23 protein-coding genes and 1 tRNA gene are annotated in these 25,787 nt (G+C 71.1%); 16 read left to right on the top strand and 8 right to left on the bottom strand.

All coding sequences use genetic code 11. The annotated features are described in order from the left end of the window. The first annotated feature begins 61 nt into the window (after nucleotides 1-61). Genes ABZ956_RS25740 through ABZ956_RS25720 form a run of 5 tightly spaced genes read left to right on the top strand, consistent with a single transcriptional unit; the run spans nucleotide 62 to nucleotide 7,264 of the window. Complete coding sequence (locus tag ABZ956_RS25740; RefSeq protein ID WP_361898152.1) at nucleotides 62-457, top strand: SseB family protein; 396 nt, start codon at nucleotides 62-64, stop codon at nucleotides 455-457. Then, nucleotides 454-1,053, top strand: a complete 600-nt coding sequence (locus ABZ956_RS25735) for a hypothetical protein (RefSeq protein WP_361898150.1) — start codon at nucleotides 454-456, stop codon at nucleotides 1,051-1,053. The genes ABZ956_RS25740 and ABZ956_RS25735 overlap by 4 nt, the downstream gene beginning before the upstream one ends. Beyond that, on the top strand, nucleotides 1,050-5,984 hold the full coding sequence (locus tag ABZ956_RS25730) for a putative T7SS-secreted protein (RefSeq protein ID WP_361898147.1): 4,935 nt from the start codon (nucleotides 1,050-1,052) through the stop codon (nucleotides 5,982-5,984). The genes ABZ956_RS25735 and ABZ956_RS25730 overlap by 4 nt, the downstream gene beginning before the upstream one ends. Before the next feature lies 1 nt (nucleotide 5,985). Next, entirely contained in the window at nucleotides 5,986-6,474 is a 489-nt protein-coding gene (locus ABZ956_RS25725; protein WP_361898145.1) for a hypothetical protein, read from the top strand. A 10-nt stretch (nucleotides 6,475-6,484) separates the two neighbouring features. After that, nucleotides 6,485-7,264, top strand: coding sequence for a colicin immunity domain-containing protein (locus tag ABZ956_RS25720; protein WP_361898142.1), 780 nt, complete (start codon nucleotides 6,485-6,487; stop codon nucleotides 7,262-7,264). A 173-nt stretch (nucleotides 7,265-7,437) separates the two neighbouring features. Here ABZ956_RS25720 and ABZ956_RS25715 read toward each other — a convergent pair whose 3' ends face one another. The 5 genes from ABZ956_RS25715 to ABZ956_RS25695 all read right to left on the bottom strand — a co-directional run bounded on the left by ABZ956_RS25715 (nucleotide 7,438) and on the right by ABZ956_RS25695 (nucleotide 10,668). Next, the gene (locus ABZ956_RS25715) at nucleotides 7,438-7,800 is read right to left on the bottom strand and encodes a cupin domain-containing protein (protein WP_361898139.1); all 363 of its coding nucleotides are present in this window, start codon (nucleotides 7,798-7,800) and stop codon (nucleotides 7,438-7,440) included. Between the two features lie 126 nt (nucleotides 7,801-7,926). Beyond that, the gene (locus ABZ956_RS25710) at nucleotides 7,927-8,241 is read right to left on the bottom strand and encodes a hypothetical protein (protein ID WP_361898136.1); all 315 of its coding nucleotides are present in this window, start codon (nucleotides 8,239-8,241) and stop codon (nucleotides 7,927-7,929) included. Between the two features lie 12 nt (nucleotides 8,242-8,253). Beyond that, nucleotides 8,254-9,015, bottom strand: a complete 762-nt coding sequence (locus ABZ956_RS25705; RefSeq protein WP_361898133.1) for a hypothetical protein — start codon at nucleotides 9,013-9,015, stop codon at nucleotides 8,254-8,256. A 599-nt stretch (nucleotides 9,016-9,614) separates the two neighbouring features. Next, nucleotides 9,615-9,686: transfer RNA gene (locus ABZ956_RS25700), tRNA-Cys, on the bottom strand. 127 nt (nucleotides 9,687-9,813) lie between these two features. Further along, complete coding sequence (locus ABZ956_RS25695; RefSeq protein ID WP_361898130.1) at nucleotides 9,814-10,668, bottom strand: alpha/beta hydrolase; 855 nt, start codon at nucleotides 10,666-10,668, stop codon at nucleotides 9,814-9,816. Nucleotides 10,669-10,756: 88 nt separating this feature from the next. Between ABZ956_RS25695 and ABZ956_RS25690 the strand changes: the two genes are divergently transcribed. From ABZ956_RS25690 to ABZ956_RS25660, 7 genes are all read left to right on the top strand, one after another. Next, nucleotides 10,757-11,662, top strand: a complete 906-nt coding sequence (locus ABZ956_RS25690) for a LysR family transcriptional regulator (RefSeq protein WP_361898127.1) — start codon at nucleotides 10,757-10,759, stop codon at nucleotides 11,660-11,662. A gap of 97 nt (nucleotides 11,663-11,759) precedes the next feature. Continuing rightward, nucleotides 11,760-12,317 (top strand): cysteine dioxygenase family protein, encoded by a 558-nt coding sequence (locus ABZ956_RS25685; RefSeq protein WP_361898124.1) that lies wholly within the window; start codon nucleotides 11,760-11,762, stop codon nucleotides 12,315-12,317. Beyond that, complete coding sequence (locus ABZ956_RS25680) at nucleotides 12,317-13,372, top strand: putative sulfate exporter family transporter (RefSeq protein WP_361898121.1); 1,056 nt, start codon at nucleotides 12,317-12,319, stop codon at nucleotides 13,370-13,372. The genes ABZ956_RS25685 and ABZ956_RS25680 overlap by 1 nt, the downstream gene beginning before the upstream one ends. 232 nt (nucleotides 13,373-13,604) lie before the next feature. Further along, the gene (locus tag ABZ956_RS25675; protein WP_361898118.1) at nucleotides 13,605-15,020 is read left to right on the top strand and encodes an MFS transporter; all 1,416 of its coding nucleotides are present in this window, start codon (nucleotides 13,605-13,607) and stop codon (nucleotides 15,018-15,020) included. Between the two features lie 244 nt (nucleotides 15,021-15,264). Then, nucleotides 15,265-17,052: a DEAD/DEAH box helicase gene (locus ABZ956_RS25670; protein ID WP_361898116.1), complete on the top strand. Its 1,788-nt coding sequence runs from the start codon at nucleotides 15,265-15,267 to the stop codon at nucleotides 17,050-17,052. Nucleotides 17,053-17,388: 336 nt separating this feature from the next. Further along, nucleotides 17,389-18,030: a helix-turn-helix domain-containing protein gene (locus tag ABZ956_RS25665; protein WP_361898114.1), complete on the top strand. Its 642-nt coding sequence runs from the start codon at nucleotides 17,389-17,391 to the stop codon at nucleotides 18,028-18,030. A gap of 444 nt (nucleotides 18,031-18,474) precedes the next feature. Then, entirely contained in the window at nucleotides 18,475-19,302 is an 828-nt protein-coding gene (locus ABZ956_RS25660; RefSeq protein ID WP_361898111.1) for a S16 family serine protease, read from the top strand. 30 nt (nucleotides 19,303-19,332) lie between these two features. On the opposite strand, the gene ABZ956_RS25655 is transcribed toward ABZ956_RS25660, so the two are convergent. Further along, entirely contained in the window at nucleotides 19,333-19,797 is a 465-nt protein-coding gene (locus tag ABZ956_RS25655) for an Lrp/AsnC family transcriptional regulator (protein ID WP_361898108.1), read from the bottom strand. A gap of 124 nt (nucleotides 19,798-19,921) precedes the next feature. Between ABZ956_RS25655 and hppD the strand changes: the two genes are divergently transcribed. Both hppD and ABZ956_RS25645 read left to right on the top strand, forming a co-directional pair. Beyond that, nucleotides 19,922-21,064 (top strand): 4-hydroxyphenylpyruvate dioxygenase, encoded by a 1,143-nt coding sequence (hppD, locus tag ABZ956_RS25650; RefSeq protein WP_361898105.1) that lies wholly within the window; start codon nucleotides 19,922-19,924, stop codon nucleotides 21,062-21,064. Nucleotides 21,065-21,213: 149 nt separating this feature from the next. After that, nucleotides 21,214-22,581, top strand: coding sequence for an FAD-linked oxidase C-terminal domain-containing protein (locus ABZ956_RS25645; protein ID WP_361898102.1), 1,368 nt, complete (start codon nucleotides 21,214-21,216; stop codon nucleotides 22,579-22,581). Here ABZ956_RS25645 and ABZ956_RS25640 read toward each other — a convergent pair. Further along, nucleotides 22,578-22,994 (bottom strand): SsgA family sporulation/cell division regulator, encoded by a 417-nt coding sequence (locus ABZ956_RS25640; protein WP_361898099.1) that lies wholly within the window; start codon nucleotides 22,992-22,994, stop codon nucleotides 22,578-22,580. The two genes, ABZ956_RS25645 and ABZ956_RS25640, sit on opposite strands and share 4 nt — an antisense overlap. Before the next feature lie 323 nt (nucleotides 22,995-23,317). Between ABZ956_RS25640 and ABZ956_RS25635 the strand changes: the two genes are divergently transcribed. After that, complete coding sequence (locus ABZ956_RS25635; RefSeq protein ID WP_361898097.1) at nucleotides 23,318-24,718, top strand: RDD family protein; 1,401 nt, start codon at nucleotides 23,318-23,320, stop codon at nucleotides 24,716-24,718. Nucleotides 24,719-24,786: 68 nt separating this feature from the next. Then, on the top strand, nucleotides 24,787-25,464 hold the full coding sequence (locus ABZ956_RS25630; protein WP_361898094.1) for an RDD family protein: 678 nt from the start codon (nucleotides 24,787-24,789) through the stop codon (nucleotides 25,462-25,464). Here the strand turns inward: ABZ956_RS25630 and ABZ956_RS25625 are convergent. Further along, nucleotides 25,450-25,725: a hypothetical protein gene (locus ABZ956_RS25625; RefSeq protein ID WP_361898091.1), complete on the bottom strand. Its 276-nt coding sequence runs from the start codon at nucleotides 25,723-25,725 to the stop codon at nucleotides 25,450-25,452. The genes ABZ956_RS25630 and ABZ956_RS25625 overlap by 15 nt on opposite strands. Nucleotides 25,726-25,787: the final 62 nt, after the last annotated feature.

Raw genomic sequence — 25,787 nt, 5'->3', positions numbered from 1 at the left:
CGAGTCACAGATGCCCTCCACTTTTCTCGATGCCGGACGACTCACCCAAGAGATCGCTGCGATGTACGGCGAGGCAGGCCATCCCGCCGCCCTCGTCGGCGAGTTCCGGCGTACCGCCGTGCTTGTGCCGCTCGACGAGGCCGACGGCCTCTGGTCGGTGGAGTTGGGTGGCATCCGCTGGATCTGCGCGTTCACGGACGTAGCGGCCCTGGCCAGGTTCGCGGTGGAGCACGGGCTGGCCGAGGACGGGGAGTGGACGTACCGCTCCGTGCTCGGCGCGCGGTTGCTGGATGTCGTCGTACCTCAGGTCGGCGGTCCTGCGGGCGTGGCCCTGGACGTAGGCAGTGAACGTCCGATGATGTTCCCGCCGGTGCGGGGGATCGTGCCGGACGAAGTGGCGCTGGACGCCATGGAGAATCGTTTCGTCAGCAACGTCGAGGGGGCGGCAGCACAGTGAGCGGTGGGGGCGGGGGCGGCGACGGCATAGAGGCAGGCAAGGCCGCGCTCGGAGACGTGGCCAGAGGCATCAACGCCGCGATCGGTGAGATGAAGGGCGTGTCAGGGCAGGGCGCGGCCACCGTGGGCCGTGGGTTCGACGAACTTGCGCTGTCGGGCCTCCAAGCGGGTCACGGCGGCCTGACGGCCTCGCTCAAGACCTTCTGCGAGCGGTGGGACTGGGGAGTCCGCGCACTGATCCAGGACGCGAACCAGTTCGCGTTGCGGGTCGGTCTGTCGGCGGGCTACTTCCACGAGGTCGACCAGTACGTGAAGGACACCTTCAAGGTCACCGTCAACGCCGCCATGGGCAACCCGCGCCTGACGGAGGACCAGGTCGAGGGCATGCCCGTCGGCGAGGTGCTCGACGACAACCCGTACACGGCGGTCCGTGACGCCGACTACAGCGCCGGGTCCTTCGCCAAGGCGGGCGAAGAGGCCAAGGAGAAGTGGTCGGGGACCGTTGACGACGTGGTGGACACCCCGCTCGCGCCCGGTGGCCCGAAGGCCGGCGGTATCGCGTCCGAGGCAGTGAGCAAGATCGAGGACTACCGATGAGCGGCCCGTGGGACCTGGCGGAAAAGGGCTTCAACAAGGGCGGCGAACTCGTCGAGAAGGGGATCGACGAGACCAAGAAGGCGGCCGGCAAGGTCGTCGACAAGGGCACCGACCTTGCCGCCGACGGCCTGGACGCGGCCGGCGCTCATGGGACGGCCCGAAAGGTCGAGCGCTGGGGTGACGAGACCGCCTCGGGCCTCGGCGCCCACGTCAGTGAGCACCAGCTCGGCCAGAGCGAAGACCCGAAGGAACTGGTCCACGGGGACGTCGGGAAGATCGAGGCCACGGTCACGCATCTGCGCAACTTTCACGCCTCCTTCAACACCACTCACGACGCCTTGAAGCAGGTCCGCGCGACCGGCTGGAAGGGCCAGGGAGCCGACGCCTTTACCGCCGCCTTCGTCGAGCAGCCGAAGAAGTGGGCCCAAGCCGCCGATGCCTTCGAGGCGGCGGCCGGCGCGCTGGAGTCGTACGCCCATACCGTCACCTGGGCGCAGACCCAGGCCATGGAGGCGATCCAGCTCTGGAAGAAGGGCGAGGACGCCAACAGGAAGGCGGTCGACGACTACAACGCCAAGGCCATCGCCTACAACCTGAAGCTCGAGAGGGCCCAGGACCCCGGCCCCCGGCCCGAGAAGCCCGGCGAGCCCGGCAAGGCCGACATGGAGGAAGCCCAGCGCCTGCTGACGGAGGCTCGTAGACAGCGCGACGCGGCGGCGGACGAGGCGAAGGCGAGGATCGACGGCGCGGTCGCCGATGCCCCGCAGAAGCCGACGTTCACCGACCGGATGAAGGCGGAGACCGTCGATCTCGTGGCCGGCGAAATAGTGGAGGGGATGCACTATGCGGGCGGCGGGGTGCGTTCGCTGACGGACGCGGTGAAGTTTGTACGCGGCGTGAATCCGTTCGACATCCACAACATCACCCATCCCGCGGAGTACGCCGGCCACCTCTCCGATACGGCTGCGGGCGTGCTGTCGCTGGCCTCGCACCCCGAGCGACTGCCCGGCACGCTGCTAGGCGAGGGCTGGGGCAAGGATTCGAGCGAGGCGGAGGGCCGGCTCACCGGCAACGCCGCGATGGCCGTCATGACGGGCGGCGGCAGCGCCGCGGGGGCAGCGGGCAGCCGGGTAGGGATCGCCGGGGCGAAGGGGGTGGCACAGGAGGCCGCCGGGGCCACGGCCCTCAGGAGCGGTCGTGCGGTTGCCGGGAGCGAAGCGCGCGCGACAGCGCAGGAGGCGGTCGAGAGCGGCACCCGTACGACAGGTCGGGAGACCGCCGAGGCCGAGGCACGCGCCACGCAGGAGGCAGCCGAGAGCGGGACCCGTACCACCGGGCGGGAGCCCGCCGAGGGCGAAGGGCACGCGGCGCCGCAAGGGGCCCCCAAGGCCGGCCAGGACGCGGCCACTGAGACCGGTGCCGAGAGCGGCGCGGCGCGGGCTCACGCCGAGGAGAACCCGCACGCTTCCGCGCAGTCGGACGTTCAGAAGACCAACGGTCAGTCGGACCCGATCGACCTGTCGACCGGCTACATGTACCTGCCCCAGACCGATGTGTCCCTGCCTGCCGCGCTGCCGCTCGTGTTCAGCCGCCGCGTGCAGTCCGGCTACCGGGCCGGCCGCTGGCTGGGGCTTTCGTGGGCGAGCACGGCGGACCAGCGCCTGGAGATCGACTCCCAGGGTGTGGTGTTCGTCTGCGAGGACGGCAAGCTGCTGCGGTATCCGCACCCGGCGCCCGGCGTGCCGACCTTGCCGTCGAACGGTCCGCGCTGGCCGATGGACCGCACCGACGACGGCTACACCGTCACCGACCCGGACAGTGGCCGCACGTCCTACTTCGCGCTGTACGGTGACGGTGACGAGCTGGCCCTGCTCGAGCAGATCACGGACCGCAACGGTCACTGGATCACCTTCGAGTACGAAGCCGGCGGCATCCCGATCGCGATCGCCCACAGCGCCGGCTATCGCATCCGCATCACCACCGAGTCCGGTCGCATCACCGCCCTCCACCTCGCGGGCGCCGGCCCCGACGGCTCGGACGCGGAGCTGATCCGCTACGGATACACCGACGGCAACCTCACCGACGTCATCAACTCCTCGGGCGAGCCGCTGCGCTTCGGGTACGACGACCGGCGTCGGGTGACGTCCTGGACCGACCGCAATGGCAGCCACTACGTCTACGAGTACGACGACCGCGACCGCTGCGTGTTCGAGACCGGGGCCGAGGGCCACATGGCGGCCCGCATCGAGTACGGCGAGCCGGACCCGCAGTCGGGCCTGCGGACGACAACGCTGACGAACGCGCTGGGCCACACCACGCGCCACGTCTTCAACGACGCGCTTCAGCTCGTCGCGGAGATTGATCCGAGCGGCGCGGTCACGCGCATGGAGTGGGACCGCCACGACCGGCTGCTGGCGCACACCGACCCGCTGGGGCGCACGACGCGGTACCGCTACGACGCCGACGGCCGGCTGACGGCCGTCGTCCGCCCGGACGGGCGCGAGGCCACGGCCTCGTACACCGCTATTGGACGACCGGAGACGGTGACGAATCCGGACGGAACCGTCTGGCGCCACACCTACGACGCGGCGGGCAACCGTACGTCGACGACCGACCCCACGGGCGCGGTCACCCGCTTCACGTACGACGACGCAGGTCACCCGACGTCCGTCACCGACGCCCAGGGCAACACGACCCGCATCCGCTGTGACAGGGCGGGCCTGCCGATCGAGGCGACCGACCCGCTGGGCGGGGTGACCACGTACCGGCGTGACGCCTTCGGTCGCGTGACGACCGTCATTGATCCGCTCGGCGCCATGACGCGCATGCAATGGTCCGTGGAGGGCCGGCTCGTCCGCCGCATCGAACCGGACGGCGCGTCGCAGTCATGGACGTACGACGGCGAGGGCAACTGCGTCACGCACACCGACGCGGTGGGCGGCGTCACGACGTACGAGTACACGCACTTCGACAAACTCCGCGCCCGGACCGGGCCGGACGGCGTGCGGTACGAGTTCGAGCACGATGCGCTGCTGCAGCTGACGGGGGTCACTAATCCGCAAGGGCTGACGTGGTCGTACACCTACGACCCGGCCGGCCACCTGGCCGCCGAGACGGACTTCGACGGCCGGACGTTGACGTACGCGCATGATGCGGCCGGGCAGCTCACGGCTCGTACGAACGGGCTGGGGCAGACGATCACGTACGAGCACGATGTGCTCGGGCGGGTGGTGGCGAAGGACGCGGCGGGTGCGGTCACGACGTACGCACATGACGCGGCCGGACGCCTGCTGGAGGCGGTGGGGCCGGACGCGACGCTGGTCTACAGCCGCGACCGCCTGGGACGGGTCAAGTCGGAGACGACGAACGGCCGGACGCTGACGTTCGCGTACGACGAACTGGGCCGGAGGCGGCGGCGGGTCACGCCGGGCGGGGCGGTCAGCACGTGGACGTACGACGCGGGCGGCCGACGTGCGTCGCTGACGGCGTCGGGTCGCCGGTTCGACATTGAGCACGACGCGGTGGGGCGTGAGATCGCCCGGCACTTCGGCGAGGGTGTGACGCTGTCGCATGCGTGGGATGTGACGGGGCGTCTGCGGAGTCAGTCGGTCACCTTGGCGGGCGGGGAGCCGGTACAGCGCCGGGACTATACGTACCGGCGGGACGGCTACCTGTCGGGCGTCGACGACCGCACCTTCGAACTGGACGCGGTGGGCCGCGTCACGGCGGTGGACGCGCCGGGCTGGCAGGAACGGTACGCCTACGACGAGGCCGGCAACCAGACGGAAGCCACGTGGCCGCCCGGCCACCCGGGTGGGGAGGCGCAGGGGCGTCGCGAGTACGCGGGCACGCGCATCGTGCGGGCGGGCGGGGTTCGCTATGAGCACGATGCTCAGGGGCGCGTGGTCCTGCGCCAGAAGACCCGCCTGTCGCGGAAGCCGGACACATGGCGCTACGAGTGGGACGCGGAAGACCGCCTGACGGCGGTGGTGACGCCGGACGGTACGCGGTGGCGGTACCTGTACGACCCGCTGGGGCGGCGTATCGCGAAGCAGCGCCTGTGCGGGACGACGGGCGAGGTGGCGGAACAGGTCGACTTCACGTGGGACGGCCCGACGCTGACGGAGCAGACGACGACGTCGCGGGATCTTCCGAACCCGGTGACGTTGACGTGGGACTACGACGGCCTGCGGCCGGTGTCGCAGACGGAGCGAATATCGGCGGCGGACGCGTCGCAGGGCGAGATCGACAGCCGCTTCTTCGCGATCGTCACGGACCTGGTCGGTACGCCGAGTGAACTGGTCGACGAGACGGGCACGGTGGCCTGGCGCACGCGCGCCACGCTATGGGGCACGACGGCTTGGCCGGCGCGCAGCACGACCTATACGCCTCTGCGCTTCCCGGGCCAGTACTTCGACCCGGAGACGGGGCTCCACTACAACTTCCATCGCTACTACGACCCGGAGACGGGGCGGTACGCGTCGCAGGACCCGTTGGGGCTGGCGCCTGCACCGAATCCAGTGGCCTATGTGCACAATGTGCACACGTGGGCAGATCCGATTGGCCTTGCACCCTACAACAAAGACTTCGAGAGCAGGAAGGAAGCGTTCAATCAAGCCAAGGATTGGGCGGGGATTCCGCGTAGTCAACAGCCGACACGCCAATGGATAGTCGGCGGTGATCCCACCCTGCGCCACAGGGTGAGTAATTATGTTTATGACGGAAGTCCGGGTGCGCATGGTCGCTATTATCAATACGAGACCCCGCAGGGCACCCGTGTGATTGCAAATCACACCAATGATCCCGAGGCGCCCAACCCTCACTTCCATGTCGGTCAGCCGAAGGGGGGAGGAGGTCATGGCGTCGACATGATGGGGCAGAGGTATCAGCAGGTCGGAGAAAAGCATCACTTCTACTACCCAGGTGATTAGCGTGTCGAGCGGCGAACTCCAAAGGAAGATTCGGCTGGTAAACGAGCGAAAGAAAGCAGCTCAATTGCCTGAAAAGCTGACCGGCATCCAGGTGGTCGGATATGAGTCGGAAATTCCCGCTTGGGTGGCTGATGCTCAGAAAGCGTGCCTGAGTATCACGTCGATTCCAGATGTGCGAATTTCTGACGGTGTCAACGATTCGGAGGTGGAAGCGTGGTATGTAGAGCTTCTCCATTCGGGGGGGATTGGGCAGAGGTTCTACTGCAGTACGGGAATGGAGAACTTCCCATGGGTGGATTGCCTCATTATCGGGGAAGGGTGGCTCTCCTCGGTCCGTGCAGCGCTTGGCGATGATATCTGCTTCGTCTCGCACAGCAAGACATCATTGGTGGTGGTTTTCTCTGAGGAGTATGAATACATCGGCTTCCGATGTACGGAGGTGTCTAAAAAGGGCGAGGGTAAATCTTCTAACGGTGGCGAAGAGGGTTAGGGGCCGACGTGTGAGGGCTCTGGCCTCTGGCTATCACTCCTTCAGCGACGAGTGGCTCAGGCGGGGCAATAAGGCCGTTGCTCCCCTTGCCGCTCACACGTTCTTCGACGGCCGTCTGGCGCGGCGGATCAGCTCGGCGGCACAGAAGGCCGGCCACGGCTATGTGCTTGTCGCGCGCCTGGGTCCTGCGCAAGCGGATGAGCAGGTGATGCGAGTCCCTTCAGCTCGAGCGGACATGCTGCGGGTTCTTGTCTGGCGTGATGACAACTTCGTTGTTGCGCTTCCCGACCTTTCGGGAGCGCTGTTGATGACGGACCAGCGCTACGCCCTGATCGCGGGGGATGAAGAGTTCATGCGATCCAGCGTGCCGGAAGGTGTCGATCAGGCTGCCGCCGACTTCAAGCGTTACGCGCAACGTGCCGGCCAGAACTTTCCGGCCGTGCTCGACGTCTCTGCGGCCTTTCGGCCACGGCAAGTGGCCTGGGCGAAGCCGAGCGATGTTGCTGAAGGATCAGCCACATCGGAACAGCTGTCGCTGATGACGGCCTTCGTGGGCGACGAAATCAGCGCACCGCACTTCGCGCAATCCTGGCTGGCTGCCCGAGGGCGCGCTCTGCAGCAGCATGAGCGTCTGCGGGAGCGGTTCTCCAGAATCCTGAACGAGGTGTTCTACGCCCTGGAGGACTACTCCATCGACCCCAGATTCCGGGAAGAGGGCGACCTGACGGACGCGCAGTTGAAAGAGGTCGTTCGCAACGCATTGGCTCGGAGCGGGGTGGCTGATGGCTGACCGAGTGGCTCGGCTGAAGGCGTTGGCCTCGTTGTCCGACGGTCGTGGTGAAGCAAGCAGCGGGCCATGCCCAGCTGCAGTCAGTGCCGGCTTGAGGTTCTCCCGACGTGGTCGATCGATGATCCAGCTGCCGCCACCGGTGTGCCTCACTGACGCCGACATCTCAGGGGCGCCTAGCGCTTCGCGTAGTCGGCGAAGCCTTGCCAGTCGATGAAGACGCACGGGGCGTCGCCGACGACCCAGGCGTCGTGGCCGGGTGGGCAGATCATGTAGTCGCCCGGGCCGAACTCCGCCTCTTCGCCGTCGTTCATCACGACCTTGATGCGGCCCGAGACGACGTAGCCCGCGTGCGAGGCCTCGCAGCTGTCCGTTCCCGCGATCGGCTTGACGTGCTTCGACCACTTCCAGCCCGGCTCGAACGTCGCCCGGCCCACTGGGCCTGCGCCCACATTCACCAGTTCCAGGCGTCCCTTCCCTTCCTCGAAGGGGCGGACTTCCTCCGGTGAGTCGAAGCTCTTGCGTACGAGACCGGCCATGGAGACTCCTCCTCGAGCAGCGGGCGCGGGCAGCGGTTCGACGCTAGTCGTGGGTGCGGGTGCCTGCGAGGCGTGGGGGCCGGACGAGTGACGGGCGGTTCAGAGGAGGTCGTTCGGATCGCCGCGTCAGTTCCCCACGTAGACGTACAGCGCCAGCCCCAGTGGGCCCGGGCAGGCCAGGGCTCCGGTGATGGCCGAGCGGGCGGCGGGGGAGAGGCCCGCGTGTTTCAGGGCGTACCAGGTGGCGGTCAGGGCTGCTGTCGCTGCCGTCAGGATGCCCGCCACCTGGAGGAGGAGTTCGACGGCCTCCGTCGGGTGTTCCGCCGCCGCGCTCCAGGTGGCGATCATCAGCACCACCACCAGGCAGAAGCCCACAGCGTGGAGCGTGATCACCCACAGGATCGCCGCCAGGGCGGTCATGAGGCGGTTCTTGGTTCGCATGGCAGGGTCCTTCTAGGGGAGCGGCAGTACCCAGTGGGCGTCGTCGCGGTAGTCCGTCGGGGAGGCCGTGAAGTCCAGGGCGGTCGAGCCCGGGGGGACGTTGACGTGCAGCTTCACCGTCACCTTCTGGTGGGGTGCGAGCTGGTCGGGGAACCAGGGGTTCTCGCGGTCCGCCTTCGGGCTCATCGGGCCGGTGGGGGTGAGGTTGCCCGGGAGGATCTTCTTCTCGCTGTCGATGCCGTTCCATGCCAGCTTCAGGGGCTTCTTCTGGTCGTTGACGTACGTCACCGCGTACTCGTAGGTGAGCTCGCCCTTCACCAGGGCGACGTCACCGGGGAGGTTCGGGACGCGGCGGGCCTTGCCCACTGTCACCTTCACACCGTCCCGGTAGCGTGCCGTTTCGCCCGGGCCGAGCGGGGTGCCCCCGTATTTCGCGCCGCTCGAGACCAGGTCCTCGGGGCGGTCGTAGGCGGAGGACAGCGAGACGCAGAACCACACGATCAGGCCGAGCGATACGAGGGCCGTGGTCGCCCCCAGTGCGAGTCCGGCGACCGCCGCGGTGCTCGAGGTCGCTTCGCCGCGCCTGGCCTTCGCGCGTCCCACCATGCCGCAGACCGTGGCGGCCAGGCCGAGGGGGACGGCGAAGAGGACGCCCACGTACGTTGCGGCCGCCACGACGGCGGCCAGTACGGCCAGCACCAGTGCCGCCGTGCCGGCGCCGTTGGGCTGCTTCGGCATGAGGTCGGGGAGGTCCGGCAGCGGCTTCGTTTTCATATCTTGATCACACACGCCGCACGGGCCCTGCCGGGAGCGCCCGTTCACTCAAACCGGCCTGAGTAGCCGTACCCATGCGACGCCCCAGCGACAGGCACACGAAGTCAGCGGCCGGACGGGTACATCATTAGTGAGAGTCCTCACCTGACGCCCCACCGGGAAGTGGTGTTATGGAGTCATGACGCACCCGACACTGACCGAAACCCAAGTAGCCCGCATGCGGGCATGCATCACCGGCTATGGCATCAGCCTGACGGTGCCGTCCGGCGTGCCGGTGTGTGTGCCCGTACGAACAGGATTCCCTACCTGCCCGACGTGCGGCGCTCTCGGGAACTCTGTGCTCCTCGAACCGGGCACACTTCAGGGCGGACGGCTCACGTACGAGGGATGCGAACACTCATTCACCATCCCACGGGAGGGGTAACCCCATGGCAAACGAACAGCCTTGTCCGAAGTGCAACGGCACAGGTTTGATCGCGGAAGACGGTAGGACCGTCGTGTGCCCCGACGCCAGTGGCCCCGGGCACTACTGATCACTGCGGGCCCTCGAGCGCCCCGTTCGTGCGCCGCTCCCGTGGCGCATGGGCGGGGCGCTTCAGAGGCCGTGGCGGGAATCGAACCCACGTAACTCGCTTTGCAGGCGAGCCCCTAAGCCACTCGGGCACACGGCCGTGTTGCGATGAGCATGACCCTACGGTCATGCGGGTCCCGCTTCAATGGAACTTTCGGCCCTGCCATCCGGCCGACATACGCCGTTCACGCACGCACGCACGCACCCACCCACTCACGCCCGCCCCCTCACGACCCCAGGAACGACTCCACCAGAGGGCGGAACATGTCCGGCTCGTCCACCCACGGGTAGTGGCCGACCTCGTGCAGCGGGCGTACCACCGCGCGGGGGAAGGAGGCGGCCACGGCCTCGCCCGCGCGCATGCCGGTCACCGCGTCGCGGTCGCCGGTGATCACCAGTACCGGGCACCGTACGCCGCGCAGCGCGTGCAGCAGGTTCAGGCGGGCCGGTTCGTCGACGCCCTGCCAGAAGCCGGCGCGGGGGACGGGGTTGAGCTGGTCGGGTTCGGTGGCGGCGTGGGCGCGCTGGGTGGGGGTCCAGCGGGCGTAGGCCATGGGGGCCGCGCGCAGGAGGAGGGAGCGGACCTCGGCCAGGTCGGTGGCGGAGGCCAGGGAGTGGACGGCCACGTAGGCGTCGATCCACCAGTCCTCGGTGGCGCGGGACTCGAAGATCTCCTCGGCGTCCGTGGGGAGTTCGCCCTGGAGGCGGGAGCCGGGGGTGACCAGGATCAGATGGCTCAGGTATTCGCCGTGCGCGGCCGCGTATGCCTGGGCCGTCGCGCAGGCCGCGTCGTGGGCCAGCAGGGCGAAGCGGTCCAGTTCGAGGTGGTCGCGGAGCGACTCCAGGTCGTCGGCCAGGGCCGGGAAGGCGTAGGCCGCGGGGTTGCGCGGCGGGGGCGAGGCGCCCGTGCCGCGGCTGTCGGGGACGATCAGGGTGTGGCGCGCGGACAGGCCCGCCAGGTCGCCCAGGTACGCGGCGTCCCGCCCGGGGCCGCCCGCCAGGCAGACCAGGGGTGGGCCGGCGCCGTCCCCGAGGACCCGGTAGTGCAGTTCTGCTGCGTCGTATGAGACGTAGTGCGGCATAAAGCCACCATGCCGGATACCTCCCTTGATCCAGAAGCAACCCAGCCGTGACCGGCGTCCGAACCCAAATTCCGCTTATGATTTCGGCGTGTTCGACTCCCGGCACATCAAGACCTTCCACGCGGTCGTCGCCGCGGGGTCCTACTCCGCTGCCGCCCGCGCCCTCGGCTACACCCAGCCCGCGATCACCCAGCAGATGAAGGCGCTGGAACGATCGGTGGGCACCCCGCTGTTCACCCGCGTCGGGCGGCGCATGCGGCTGACCGAGGCCGGCGAGGCGCTCGCCCGGCACGCGGAGGTCATCCTCGACAGCCTCACCGCTGCGCAACGGCAAATGAGCTCGCTGACCCGGCTGCGCGCCGGGCGGGTGCGCGTGTGCGCGTTCCCCAGCGCCGGGGCCACGCTCATACCCGAGGCGCTGGCCCGCCTCGCCGCCGACCACCCGGGCGTACGGGTCGAGCTGCAGGAGGGCGAGCCGCCGGACTCGCTGCGCCGGCTGGTGCGCGGCGAATGCGACATCACCCTGGCCTTCACCTACCCCGGCCTGCACGAAGAGGTGCCCGACGAGCTCGTCGAGATACCGCTGTTCGAGGACCAGCTGACCGTCCTGCTGCCGGTGGGGCACCCGCTCGCCCGCCGCCGCGCCGTCAAGCTCGCCGACCTGGCCGAGGAGCGCTGGATCGCCGGCTGTCTGCGCTGCCGCACCAACTTCCTCCACGAATGCGCCGAGCAGGGCTTCGCACCCGACATCGCATTCACAACGGACGACAACCTCGTCGTGCAGTCCCTCGTCGCCGAGGGCCTCGGCGTGGCGATGATGCCCGGGCTGGTGCTGTCCTTCCTGCGGCACGACAAGATCACCGGACGGGCCCTGGACCCGGCCTGCCGCCGCCAGGTCTCCGCCTACGTCCTGCGCGAGCACCTCCGCATCCCCGCCACCGCGCTCGTACTCGACGAGCTGAAGGCCGTCGCCGCGCGCCGGGTCGGCTGCTGACCCACGCCCCGCGTCCGCCCCATCCATAAGCGTACGTTGGTGACCCGACAAGGAACTGTCGTTGGACGTGATGGTTCGGCGGGCCGACTCTGCACGTATGACCACACCTACCGCCGCACCCCCGACGACCGCGCGCCTCGACCAGCTCGTCGGCGACGTCCGGGAGGCCGTAGGCCGCGGCCTGCCGCCCGACACGACGGCATACCTCGTCGGCGAGCGGCTCGCGGCCCACCTCGGCGCCCCGGACCTGCTCACCGCCGGACAGTGCGAGGGCGACCCCGACCACTACCGCCAGCACGTGCTGCACGCCGAGCGGGACGGCAGCTTCTCCGTGGTCGCGCTCGTCTGGCTGCCCGGGCAGCAGACCTCCATCCACGACCACGTCTCCTGGTGCGTCACCGGCGTCCACCAGGGCACCGAGAGCGAACGCCGCTACCGGCTCGTCCCCGACGGGACGACCGCGCGCCTGGTGGCGACCGAGGACGTGGTCAACCACCAGGGCGACGTCTGCGGCTTCGCGCCGCCCGGCGACATCCACCGGGTGCGCAACGCCTGTTCGTCCGTGGCCATCTCCATCCACATCTACGGCGCCGACATCGCCCGCCTCGGCTCCAGCGTCCGGCGCGTCTACGACCTGCCCGCCGACGCGATCTGATGGCGCTCCTCGGCTCACCCCGGCCCACCCGGGCCGCACCCGCCCCCCGCCGGACGCCCGGCAAGCTGCCCGGCCTCGCCATGGCCGCCGCCGGCGTCGGCCTCGCCTGGGCGGTGCACCGGCTCGTACCCGCCGTCCCCATGCTCACCGCGGCCGTCGTCCTCGGCATCGTCGCCGCGCACCTGCCCGGCGTACGGGCCCGGGTGCGCGGCGCCGGCAAGCCGGGCCTGACGCTGGCCGGCAAGCGGCTCATGCGCGCCGGCATCGTGCTGCTCGGGCTCAAGCTCAGCCTGGACGACGTTCTCGGGCTGGGCTGGGCCACCGTCGTCATGGTGATCGCGGTGGTCGCCGCGACGTTCTTCGGGACGCTGTGGCTCGGCCGCCGGCTGGGGCTGCGCGGCGACCAGCCACTGCTGATCGCCACCGGCTACTCGATATGCGGCGCCTCCGCGATAGGCGCGGTCAGCGAGGTCTCCGGCAGCGACGAGGAGGACGTGGCGACGTCCGTGGCGCTGGTGACGCTGTGCGGCACGCTCGCGATCGCGGTCCTGCCGCTGCTGCACCATCCGCTCGGCCTCGGCGACGCGCAGTTCGGCCGCTGGGCCGGAGCGAGCGTGCACGACGTCGGGCAGGTCGTGGCCACCGCGCAGACCGCGGGCCCGGCGGCCCTCGCCGACGCGGTGCTGGTCAAGCTGATGCGGGTGGCGCTGCTCGCGCCGCTGGTCGCGGCGGTGGTCGTCGCCGTCCGCAGCCGCCGCGGCCACGACAAGGGCGCCGGCAAGGCGTCCGGCAAGCGGCCGCCGCTCGTGCCGCTCTTCGTCGTCGGCTTCCTGGCCATGGTGGCCGTACGGACCACCGGATGGCTGCCCGGCAGCGCGCTCGACCTCGCCCAGCACGCCCAGGAACTGCTCCTCGCCGCCGCCCTGTTCGGCCTCGGCAGCGCGGTGCACCTGCCGACCCTGACCCGCACCGGCGGACGGGTCGCGGCGCTGGGGCTGTGCTCATGGGTGGTCATCGCCGGGGCGTCGTACGGCGGAGTCCTCCTCACCACGTGAGGTCTGCCCGGAATGAGCCGGAACGAGGGGGGAACCCAGGAGGGGACGGGGCCCGGCCGCACGCCGGGCCCCGCCGGGTTCCACAGGACGTACGCCGGCCGCGCCGTACCCCTCGTACGCGCCCCTCGTACGCGCGACGACGTACGGGACCCAAGCCCTAGGACGTATGGACCAGCGCACTCCGGTCGTCCGGCCGCAGACGGCCACCGCTCGCGCTCCTACGCTGACTGCCATGGCCGAAACCAGCACTGACCTGCCCATATCCCGGGCCGAAGGCGGGCGGGAAGACGGCGTCCTCGGCCGCCGCCACCGCGCTCTGACCCTTGGCATCATCTCCGTCGTCTCCCTCATCGCCTTCGAAGCGAGCGCCGTCAACACCGCGATGCCGGTGGCGGCCCGGGCCCTCGACGGCATCGGGCTGTACGCCTTCTCCTTCTCCGCCTTCTTCACCGCGAGCCTGTTCGCCATGGCCCTGTCGGGGGAGTGGTGCGACCGCGCCGGCCCCCTCGCGCCGCTGTTCACCGGCATCGCGGCCTTCGGGGCCGGCCTGGTGGGCGCGGGGTCGGCGCAGCGGATGTGGATGTTCGTCGCCGCGCGCGGCGTCCAGGGCATCGGGGCCGGGCTGGTGATCGTCGCCCTGTACGTGGTGGTGGGGCGGGCCTATCCCGAGCGGCTGCGGCCGGCGGTGATGGCGTCGTTCTCGGCGGCGTGGGTGGTGCCCGTGATCGTCGGGCCGCTGGTCGCCGGGACGGTCACCGAGACCATCGGCTGGCGCTGGGTGTTCCTGGCCATCCCCGTACTGGTCCTGCTCCCGCTCGCCGTCATGCTGCCGGCCCTGCGGGCGTTGCCGCCGGCCGGCCGGACGGGCGTGCTGGACCGGCGCCGCATCCTGCTCGCGCTCGGCGTCGCCGCGGGGGCCGGGCTGTTGCAGTACGCCGGGCAGGACCTGCGGCCCCTGGCGGTGCTGCCCGCCGTCGCCGGACTCGCCCTGCTCGTGCCGTGCGTACGCCGGCTGCTGCCCGCCCGCACCTTCCTGGCCGGGCGCGGCCTGCCCTCGGTCGTCCTGCTGCGCGGCATCGCCCAGGGGTCGTTCCTGGCCGCCGAGAGCTTCGTGCCGCTGATGCTGGTGACCGAGCGGGGGCTGTCGGCCACGATGGCCGGGCTCTCCCTCACCGGCGGCGGACTGACCTGGGCCCTCGGCTCGTACACGCAGAGCCGCTCCCGCATGGAGCCGTACCGCGAGCGGCTGATGAGCCTCGGCATGCTGCTGCTGGCGCTCGCCGTCGCCCTCGCCCCCGCCGTACTGATCGGCGCGGTGCCGGTGTGGACCGTGGGCCTCGCCTGGATCCTCGGCGGCTACGGGATGGGGCTGACGATCTCGAGCGGGGCGGTGCTGCTGCTCAGGCTGTCGCGGCCGGGGGAGGAAGGGGCCAATTCCGCTTCGCTGCAGGTGGCCGACGCGCTGGGGAGCATTGTGCTGGTGGGGGTGGCGGGGGTGCTGTTCGTGTCGTGCGGGGGTGGGTCGGTGGCGGCGGACGCCGAGGGGGCTGCCGCGCCGGCGCACGCGTTCGTCGCCGTGTTCGCCTTGGCGTCGGCGAGCGCGCTCGCCGGGTCGTACGTGGCGACCCGGCTGCGGCCGCGGGGGTGAGGGGGTCTTTTCCCCGCCCCGCCCCTTCCCGTAACCGGGGCTCCGCCCCGGACCCCGGTCCTCAAACTCCCCCAGCTACCGCTGGGAGGTGCCCCCAGACGGGCTGAGTGGTTGCCCGGGACAGGCTGGATCGTTGTGACCTCGGTCCCACCCTCGGGTGAGGGCGGGGCGTAGCACAGAAGCGTGAAGGCTCGCGCAGGTAGGCTGACGCGGTTGCCGATCGCCGAGCCAGCCGACGGAGACCGTGACTACCACCACCGCGAACCACCATCTCTCGCCCGCCTTCCCCGGCCGGGCCCCCTGGGGTACCGCCAACAAGCTGCGCGCCTGGCAGGAGGGCGCGATGGGGAAGTACGTACAGACACAGCCGCGTGACTTCCTCGCCGTGGCCACCCCGGGCGCCGGAAAGACCACCTTCGCCCTCACCCTCGCCTCGTGGCTGCTGCACCACCACGTCGTCCAGCAGGTCACCGTGGTCGCGCCCACCGAGCACCTGAAGAAGCAGTGGGCGGAGGCCGCGGCCCGCATAGGCATCAAGCTCGACCCCGAGTACAGCGCCGGGCCGCTCGGCCGCGAGTACCACGGCGTCGCCGTCACCTACGCCGGCGTGGGCGTCCGGCCGATGCTGCACCGCAACCGCTGCGAACAGCGCAAGACGCTCGTCATCCTCGACGAGATCCACCACGCCGGCGACTCCAAGTCCTGGGGCGAAGCCTGCCTGGAGGCGTTCGAGCCGGCCACCCGCCGGCTCGCCCTCACCGGCACGCCGTTCCGCTCCGACACCAACCCCATCCCCTTCGTCACCTACGAAGAGGGCAACGACGGCATCCGCCGCTCCTCCGCCGACTACACCTACGGCTACGGCAACGCCCTGGCCGACGGCGTCGTGCGGCCGGTCATCTTCCTCTCCTACAGCGGCAACATGCGCTGGCGCACCAAAGCGGGCGACGAGCTGGAGGCACGGCTCGGCGAGCCCATGACCAAGGACGCCGTCTCCCAGGCCTGGCGCACGGCCCTGGACCCGCGCGGCGACTGGATGCCCAACGTGCTGCGCGCCGCCGACAAGCGGCTGAGCGAGGTCCGCAAGTCCATCCCCGACGCGGGCGCCCTCGTCATCGCCTCCGACCAGGAGTCGGCCCGCGCCTACGCCAAGCTCATCCGGGAGATCACCGGCGAGGCCGCCACGCTCGTCCTGTCCGACGACTCCGGCGCCTCGCAGCGCATCGACGACTTCTCGCACTCCGACGACCGCTGGATGGTCGCCGTCCGCATGGTGTCGGAGGGCGTGGACGTGCCGCGGCTGGCGGTCGGCGTGTACGCGACGACGATCTCCACGCCGCTGTTCTTCGCCCAGGCCGTCGGCCGCTTCGTACGTTCGCGCCGGCGCGGCGAGACCGCGTCCGTCTTCGTGCCCACGATCCCGACGCTGCTGACCTTCGCCAACGAGATGGAGGTCGAGCGGGACCACGTCCTGGACAAGCCGAAGAAGGAGGGCGAGGAGGACCCGTACGCGGAGTCCGAGAAGGAGCTCGCCGAGGCCGAGAAGCAGCAGGACGAGGACACGGGCGAGAACGACCAGCTCTCCTTCGAGGCCCTCGAGTCCGAGGCCGTCTTCGACCGCGTCCTCTACGACGGCGCCGAGTTCGGCATGCAGGCCCACGCGGGCAGCGAGGAGGAGCAGGACTACCTCGGCATCCCCGGCCTGCTCGAGCCCGACCAGGTGCAGATGCTGCTCCAGAAGCGCCAGGCCCGGCAGATCGCGCACAGCCGCAAGCGGCCCGACGCCGAGGCCGACCTGCTGGAACTCCCGGCGGAGCGGCGGCCGGTGGTCACGCACAAGGAGATGCTGGAGCTGCGCAAGCAGCTGAACACGCTCGTCGGCGCGTACGTCCACCAGAGCGGCAAGCCGCACGGCGTGATCCACACCGAGCTGCGCCGCGTCTGCGGTGGCCCGCCGAGCGCGGAGGCGACCGCGGGGCAGCTCAACGAGCGCATCAAGAAGGTGCGCGAGTGGGCCACGCGGATGAAGTGACGGGGGCTGTGGGCTGAGGCGGGGCGGCGGGGCCCGGACCGAGTGTCCGGGCCCCGCCGTCGTCGTGAGGCCGGGTGCCGTGCGGCCGGACACGGACAAGCGGGGGCGGCACCCCCAAATCCCCCCTGCGGTGCCCGGATTGTGGGCAGACTCTTCCGCTGAGCGGACCGGCGGCGCTACGGTGCCGGTCACGCACACGCCCCGTGGCAGCGCCGCCGCGGAGCGCAGCCGGATCATGCGTCAACGGCCGGCGGCCTCTCCTCGCGCGCTGCCGGACGGGACCGGTGGCGCACCCCCACCGCGGTGAGGGCCGCCACTCATCGGAGGAGGGGCGTCGTGACCGCGGAGACTTCGCAGACGCTCGACAGAGGACTGCGCGTCCTCAAATTGCTCGCCGACACCGATCACGGTCTGACCGTCACCGAGCTGTCCACCAAGCTCGGCGTCAATCGCACGGTCGTCTACCGTCTGCTGGCCACCCTGGAGCAGCACGCGCTCGTACGCCGCGACATCGGCGGCCGGGCCCGGGTGGGGCTCGGGGTCCTGAGGCTCGGCCGGCAGGTGCACCCGCTCGTGCGGGAGGCCGCCCTGCCCGCCCTGCGGTCGCTGGCCGAGGACCTCGGGGCCACCGCCCATCTCACGCTCGTCGACGGCGCCGAGGCGCTTGCGGTCGCCGTCGTCGAGCCGACCTGGACCGACTACCACGTGGCCTACCGCACCGGGTTCCGACACCCCCTGGACCGTGGTGCGGCAGGCCGGGCGATCCTCGCCGCCCGCCGGGGCGAGGTCGACAACCCCGGGTACGCGCTCACCCACGGCGAGCTGGAGGCCGGGGCGAGCGGCGCCGCGGCGCCGCTGCTCGGGGTCTCCGGGATAGAGGGGAGTGTGGGAGTGGTCATGCTCGCCGACTCGGTGCCGCAGCGAGTCGGCGCCCGCGTCATGGAGGCCGCGAAGGAGGTGGCCGACGCCCTGCGCTAGGCGCGCGGAGCGCGCCGGGACGGTCCCCGCGGCGCCCGGCTGGGGCGCCGGCGGGGGCCGTGGGTGCGGAGGGCGCCCGCCGTGATGTGGCCCCGCGTGTGCTGGCCGGGGCGCTGCGGGGGCCGTAGGTGCGGAGGTTATTCGCCGTGATGTGGCCCGCGTGTCCCGGCTGGGCGCCGGGGGGGCTGCCTGTGCGGAGGGCATTCGCCGTGATGTGGCCCGCGTGTGCTGGCCGGGGCGCCGCGGGGGCCGCCCGTGCCGAGCGGCACCGGCGCCCGCGTGGCCCGCGTGGCCCGGCCGGGGCGCCGCAGGGGCCATACGTGCGGACGGCACTCGCCGTCACGCGGCCTACGTGTCCCAGCCCAGGGCCGCCCGTGCGGAGCGGCACCCCGCCCACGTGGCCCGCGTGTCCCGGCTGTCCCTTGTGTGAACTAGATTCGCAGCATGCCAGCTGCCGCCACCTCGTCCGCGCCGTCCGCGTCGCCCGCCAAGACGGCGCGCGCCCGTACCCTCGCCGTCTGTGCCGCGCCCGTCGTCGCCCTGTTCGCGGTCGCCGCGCTCGTTCCGCTGCCCTTCGTCATCGCCCAGCCGGGGTCGACGACGGCGAACGTCCTCGGTGAGCACAAGAACAAGCCGGTGATCACCATCACCGGTGTGAAGACCCGCGGCACCAGCGGGCAACTGCGCATGACCACCATCGAGGCCACCGGCCCCGACACCGACATCAACCTCAAGACCGTGATCAGCAGCTGGTTCCGCACCGACCGGGCCGTGATGCCCTACGACTCCGTCTATCCCGCCGGGCAGTCCGACGAGGAGATCGAGCGGCACAACGTCGCCGAGATGAAGAAGTCGCAGGACTCCGCCGCCCAAGCCGCCCTGGGCTATCTGCGCCGGTCGCCCAAGGACGTCAAGGTCGAGCTCAGCCTCGCCGACGTCGGCGGGCCCAGCGCCGGGCTGCTCTTCGCGCTCGGCGTCATCGACAAGATCGACGGCGACGGCCGGGGCGGCGACCTGACCGGTGGTCGCACGATCGCGGGCACGGGCACCATCGAGCCCGACGGGACGATCGGGGCGGTCGGCGGCGTCTCGCTCAAGACGCAGGCGGCCCACCGGGACGGCGCCACCGTCTTCCTCGTGCCCAAGAGCGAGTGCTCGGAGGCGCAGGCCGAGCTGCCGAAGGGCCTGCGGCTCATCCCGGTGAGCGAGCTGAAGGACGCGGTCACCTCGCTGCGGGCGCTGGCCTCCGGCGGACGGGTGCCCACCTGCTGAGCGCCCAGGAGATACGGCCGGACGGCCGGCTCAGTCCTGTGACGCCTGCTGGACCAGCGGGATGATCCGCAGCGGCACCGGGTTCTCCATGACGATCGCGGTAGACGCCCGGACGATGCCCTCGAAGCCCACCACCTTGTCGATCACCCGCTGGAGGTCCGCGTTCGAGCGGGCCACCAGCCGGCACAGCATGTCGCCGTGCCCCGTCGTGGTGTGCAGCTCCAGCACCTCCGGAACCGTCGCCAGGTGGCTGCGCACGTCCGCGCCCTGCCCCTGCTTGATCTCCAGCGTCGCGAACGCGGTCACCGGGTAGCCCAGCGCCGCCGGGTCCACGTCCGGCCCGAAGCCCCGGATCACCCCCTGCGACTGCAGCCGGTCCAGCCGCGCCTGCACCGTGCCGCGCGCCACGCCCAGGCGCCGCGACGCCTCCAGGACGCCGATGCGGGGCTCGTGCGCGAGCAGCTCCAGCAGCCTGCCGTCCAGACGATCGATCATCGTGACCCACCTCTCCTGACCATCCTGCACAGAACTACCGGTAACTCTCGACCGCTGCTGTACAGAATGCCCAGCGGATACGCAAACTATTGCGCACCTTGTGGATCGGCGAGACCCTGCGGCCATGACTCAGACCACGGATCACACCCCTCACACCGCACGGCAGGCGGACCCCTTCCCGGTCAAGGGGATGGACGCGGTCGTCTTCGCCGTCGGCAACGCCAAGCAGGCCGCGCACTACTACTCCACCGCCTTCGGCATGAAGCGCGTCGCCTACTCCGGGCCGGAGAACGGCAGCCGCGAGACGGCCAGTTACGTCCTGGAGTCCGGCGGCGCCCGGTTCGTCTTCACCACCGTGATCAAGCCGGCCACCGAGCGCGGCCGCTTCCTCGCCGAGCACGTCGCCGAGCACGGCGACGGCGTCGTGGACCTCGCCATCGAGGTGCCGGACGCCCGCGCCGCGTACGCCTACGCCGTCGAGCACGGCGCCACCGGCCTGGAGGCCCCGTACGAGCTGAAGGACGAGCACGGCACGGTCGTCCTCGCCGCCATCGCCACCTACGGCAAGACCCGCCACACCCTCGTCGAGCGCTCCGGCTACACCGGTCCGTACCTGCCCGGCTACGTCGCCGCCGACCCGATCGTCGAGCCCGGGGAGCGCCGCTTCCAGGCCATCGACCACTGCGTCGGCAACGTCGAGCTCGGCAAGATGAACGAGTGGGTCGCCTTCTACAACAACGTCATGGGCTTCACCAACATGAAGGAGTTCGTGGGCGACGACATCGCCACCGAGTACTCCGCGCTCATGTCGAAGGTCGTCGCGGACGGCACCCGCAAGGTGAAGTTCCCGCTCAACGAGCCGGCCATCGCCAAGAAGAAGTCGCAGATCGACGAGTACCTGGAGTTCTACAACGGCCCCGGCGTGCAGCACATCGCGCTCGCCACGAACGACATCGTCGCCACGGTACGGGCCATGCGGGCCGCGGGCGTGCAGTTCCTGGACACCCCGGACTCCTACTACGACACCCTCGGCGAGTGGGTCGGCGAGACCCGCGTGCCCATCGAGACGCTGCGCGAGCTGAAGATCCTCGCCGACCGCGACGAGGACGGCTACCTGCTGCAGATCTTCACCAAGCCCGTCCAGGACCGCCCGACCGTCTTCTTCGAGATGATCGAGCGCCATGGCTCCATGGGCTTCGGCAAGGGCAACTTCAAGGCCCTGTTCGAGGCCATCGAGCGGGAGCAGGACAAGCGCGGCAACCTCTGACCCTGCCGGGGGCGTCCTCAATCGCCGGACGGGCTGGAAATCCAGCCCGTCTGGGGGCACCTCCCAGCGGTAGCTGGGGGAGATTGAGGACCGGGGTCCGGGGCGGAGCCCCGGTTACGGGAAGGGGCGGGTAGGGGAAAGATCTCCCCATGGGCGAACTGATCACGTTACTGCGCAAAGGGCTCCCCGCCGAGGCCGTCCTCACCGACCCCGACGTCACCGCCTCGTACGCCAACGACATGGCGAGCTTCTGCGAGGCCGGCGCCCCCGCCGTCGTCGTGCTGCCCCGCACCGTCGAGCAGGTGCGGCACATCATGCGCACCGCCACCGCGCTGCGCGTGCCCGTGGTCCCGCAGGGTGCCCGTACGGGGCTGTCCGGGGCGGCCAACGCCAGCGACGGCTGCATCGTGCTCTCGCTCGTCAAGATGGACCGGATCATCGAGATCGACCCCGTCGAGCGGATCGCCGTCGTCGAACCCGGCGTCGTCAACGCCGCCCTGTCGCGGGCCGTCGCCGAGCACGGCCTGTGCTACCCGCCCGACCCCTCCAGCTGGGAACAGTGCACCATCGGCGGCAACATCGGCACCGCCTCCGGCGGGCTGTGCTGCGTCAAGTACGGCGTGACCGCCGAGTACGTCCTGGGCCTGGACGTCGTCCTCGCCGACGGGCGGCTGCTCACCACCGGCCGCCGCACCGCCAAGGGCGTCGCCGGCTACGACCTCACCCGCCTCTTCGTCGGCTCCGAAGGCAGCCTGGGCGTGGTCGTCCGGGCCGTCCTGGCGCTGCGGCCCGCCCCGGCCGAACAGCTGGTGCTGGCCGCCGAGTTCCCCTCCGTCGCCGCGGCCTGCGAGGCCGTGCGGCAGATCATGGGGCGCGGACACGCCCCCTCGCTGCTGGAGTTGATGGACGGCACGACCATCAGGGCGGTCAACGCCATGGCGAAGATGGGCCTTCCGGAGACCACCGAGGCCCTCCTCCTCGCCGCGTTCGACACCCCCGACCCCGCGCCCGACCTCGCCGCCGTCGCCGCGCTGTGCACGGCCGCCGGGGCCACCGAGGTCGTACCGGCCGAGGACCCGGCCGAGTCGCAACTGCTCCTGCAGGCACGCCGGATGGCCCTGCCCGCCCTCGAGCGGCTCCGGCCCGCCACGATGATCGACGACGTCTGTGTCCCGCGCGGCAGGCTCGCCGCCATGCTGGACGGCACCGCCGCCATCGGCCGCGCCTACGACCTGACCATCGCCGTCTGCGCCCACGCCGGCGACGGCAACACCCACCCCGTCGTCTGCTTCGACCCGGCCGACCCCGACGAGGCACGCCGGGCCCGCGAGTCCTTCGACGAGATCATGGCCCTCGGCCTGGAGCTCGGCGGCACCATCACCGGCGAGCACGGGGTGGGCGTGCTGAAGAAGGACTGGCTCGCCAGGGAGGCCGGGCCGGTGGCCATGGAGATGCAGCGCGGCATCAAGGCCGTCTTCGACCCCCTCGGGCTGCTCAACCCGGGCAAGGTCCTCTAGACGTCCGAGGCCAGCAGCTCCCGCAGGGCCTCGTCCAGGCCGAGCCAGTCCCGCTCCTCGCCCGGCGCCACGGTCCTCAGCGTCCGGCCCAGCCACCCCCAGACCACCCGCGCCGGGGCCTTGAGCAGCGCCTGGCCCTCCGGCGAGGACAGCGCGACGCACACCACGGCGCGCCCCCGGTCCCGCACGGGGAACACCCGTACGTCTCCCTCACCGGCGGCCCGGTGCGCGCCCTCCCTCAGCAGGTCACGGGCGAACGTCCAGGTCACCGGCTTCCGCGAGGTGACGTGAAAGGCGATGTGGACGGCGTAGGGGTCCTCGGTCCGGTAGATCAGCCGGGCGGCGACCGGCGTGCTGCGCTCCGGCGACAGCACCATGTCAAGCATCAGTTCGCATTCCACCACGGTGTGCATGAGTGCGCCCTCTCTCCTGGGGATCGGCACCAGGAGAGAGGCGCCGGGGCGGCTGTCATGACGCGACTTCGGCAGACTTCTTCCCGGCGCCCGGATGTTCGTACGCATTTGTGAGGGGGTCTCGTTCGGGTGTCTTGCGTCCGGGGCCGGAACCCCTGGGCCTTCGCCCGAAGGCAGTCTTTCTTGCGGTCTCCTTCTTCGGCCGGCTCCGCTCTTCGTTAGTGTCATGCAGGGGCGGACGGAGGTGTCCGCCCGGACGCTGTGGTAGCCGGAGACGGCGGATAGGTCAAGTGTGTTGTGCATGAACGGAGTTGGGGGCATTGATGACCTCTCCTGACGGCCCCGGGGACACCCCTCGCGAAGGCTATTACCCCGACCCGTCCATCCCCGGCTACATCCGCTACTGGAGCGGCACGGCCTGGGTGCCGGGCACCAGCCGGCCCGCCCCGGCCGACGGCGAGCCCATGCCCGCGCCGCCCGCCTCGGTAGCCGCCGCCCCGCTGCCCGCGCTCGCCGCGCCCGTGCCGCCGACGCCCCGGCCCGCCCCGCGCGCGACGGGCGGCCAGGCCCCGGACGAGACGGGCCCGGTGTTCCTGGACGAGGAACCGGAGCCCGCGCCGGCCCGCGCCGAGGCGCCCGCCGAGGCACCCGCCGCCTGGCAGGCGGACACCGCGCAGCAGGACGGCTTCGGCGGCGAGAAGGACCGCCGCGTCTCCTGGGGCGGCAACGGCGACGGCGACGGCAAGAGCGGCGGCCCCGGCCGCGCCCCGGCCCTGCCCAAGGCCCGGGACCCGCGCCTGCCCGAGAAGCCCGCCAAGGAGTCCCCGGTGCCCCCGTCCGGCGGGACCGGCGCCCCCGGCCAGGGCACCCTCACCCTGCGCCCCAAGCCGCACGGCGCCGCCCCCGGCGGCCCGCCCGCGCCGCTGTCCCCGACGGAGCCGCGCCCGGTCCCCGCCCCGGCCGCGCAGGCGGCGCAGTCCGCGCCGAACGCCCCGGCCACCCCGCGGGCATGGAACGGCCCGCGTCCGCAGGAGGCGCCGGCCGAGCCCCAGGCCGCCTCCCTCCCCGCGACGCGCCGGGAGTCCGCGCCCGTACCCGCCGACCGGCCGCGACAGGTGGGCTGGGCCCAGCAGGTGCAGCAGCTCGCCCAGCAGCAGCCGCCCGCCGGGGCCGAGCCGGCCATGCCCTGGAAGCCGCCGAAGGACGACCCGTTCCTGCTGGCCGCCCAGGCCCAGGGCCGGCCCGCCGCGCTCGGCCGGCGGCTCGCCGCCCGCCTCCTCGACACGGTCGTCCTGGGCGGCGCGGTGGGTGCCGTCGCCGCGCCGCTGTGGGGCAAGTCGGTCGAGCACATCGACGCCAAGGTCGAGGAGGCCCGGCAGAGCGGCGAGACCGTCACCATCTGGCTGCTCGACGGCACCACGGGCACGTATCTGGCCATCGTGCTGGCGGTGCTGCTGGTCGGCGGCGTGCTCTACGAAGCGCTGCCGACGGCCAAGTGGGGGCGCACACTGGGCAAGAAGCTGTTCGGGGTGCGCGTGCTGGACATCGAGTCCCACGACACGGTCCGCTTCGGGGCCGCGCTGCGCAGGTGGCTGGTCTACGGCGTGCTGGGGGTGCTCGCCGTGGGCGTGCTCAATGTGCTGTGGTGCCTGTTCGACCGGCCGTGGCGGCAGTGCTGGCACGACAAGGCGGCCCGTACGTTCGTGGCGGCGGCCAAGGGCTGACGCGCCGGGCTGACTCGAACGGCATACAGCCGGATGCGGGAATCGCGGGCCTGCGGTCCACTGGGGCCATGAGCACCGACCAGCCGCAGGGCAACGACCCCTTCCAGAAGCGGCCCCCGGAGCCGGAGTCCTCCCAGCCACCGCCCTATCCGGGCTCCGGGAGCGGCGGCGGCACCACCGGTGGCCCGTACGGGGCCGGCGGCGGTCCGCAGGGCGGGGGCCCGTACGGCGGGGGCCCGTACGGCGGTGGCGGTCCGGACAATCCCTACGGCGACCAGTTCGGCGCCGCCGACCCGCTGGCCGGAATGCCGCCGCTGGCCAGCCGCTTCAGGCGGCTGATCGCGCGGATCGTCGACGGGCTCATCGTCAGCATCCCCGTCAGCCTGGTCTTCTCGCTGGCGACCTGGGACTACGACCCCTGGAACGACCAGGGCAAGTCCACCGGACTGTCCATCATCATCGCCCTCGTCTACTTCGTCTACGAGGGTCTGATGCTGACCACGCGCGGTCAGACGCTGGGCAAGATGCTGCTGAAGATCCGGGTCGCGATGCTGGACGACGGCGCCATTCCGCAGGGCCAGCCGGGCTGGACGCGCGCCGCCGTCTACTCCCTGCCCGAGATCGTGCCGTGCTGCGGCTTCGTCTTCTGGCTGGTGAACGTGTTGTGGTGCACGTGGGACCAGCCGTACCACCAGTGCATCCACGACAAGGCGGCCAAGACCGTGGTGGTCTCAACCGTGCAGTGAATGCTCTCCCACGCCCGCGCCCGCGGTGGCCTGCCCCGCGTGCGCGGGCGTGCGCCGCTCGGGCAACGGGGGTGCGGCCACGGCGCGTTGGCGTGGGGTCCTGACGGCCATGGCGACGGTCAGGCCGAGCGCGAGGGCGGTCAGCGCGATGACCGCGACGCCGATCCCCGACCTCGCCTGTGACAGCAGCAGCATGGCGAGGGTCGAGAAGACTACGGTGGCCGATCCGGAAGCGATCTGTGCAGGAGTCGGACGCGGCATGGCGGGATCCGTCCTCAAGGCAGGGCAACGGTATGGGGGAGAGTGCGGAGTCGGCTGGTACG

Origin of the sequence: Streptomyces sp. NPDC046261, assembly GCF_040646235.1 — a bacterium.
In the GTDB taxonomy this organism is placed as follows: Bacteria; Actinomycetota; Actinomycetes; order Streptomycetales; family Streptomycetaceae; genus Streptomyces.
Note: the sequence above shows the minus strand (reverse complement) of the source record. Positions and strands in the feature narration are given on the sequence as shown.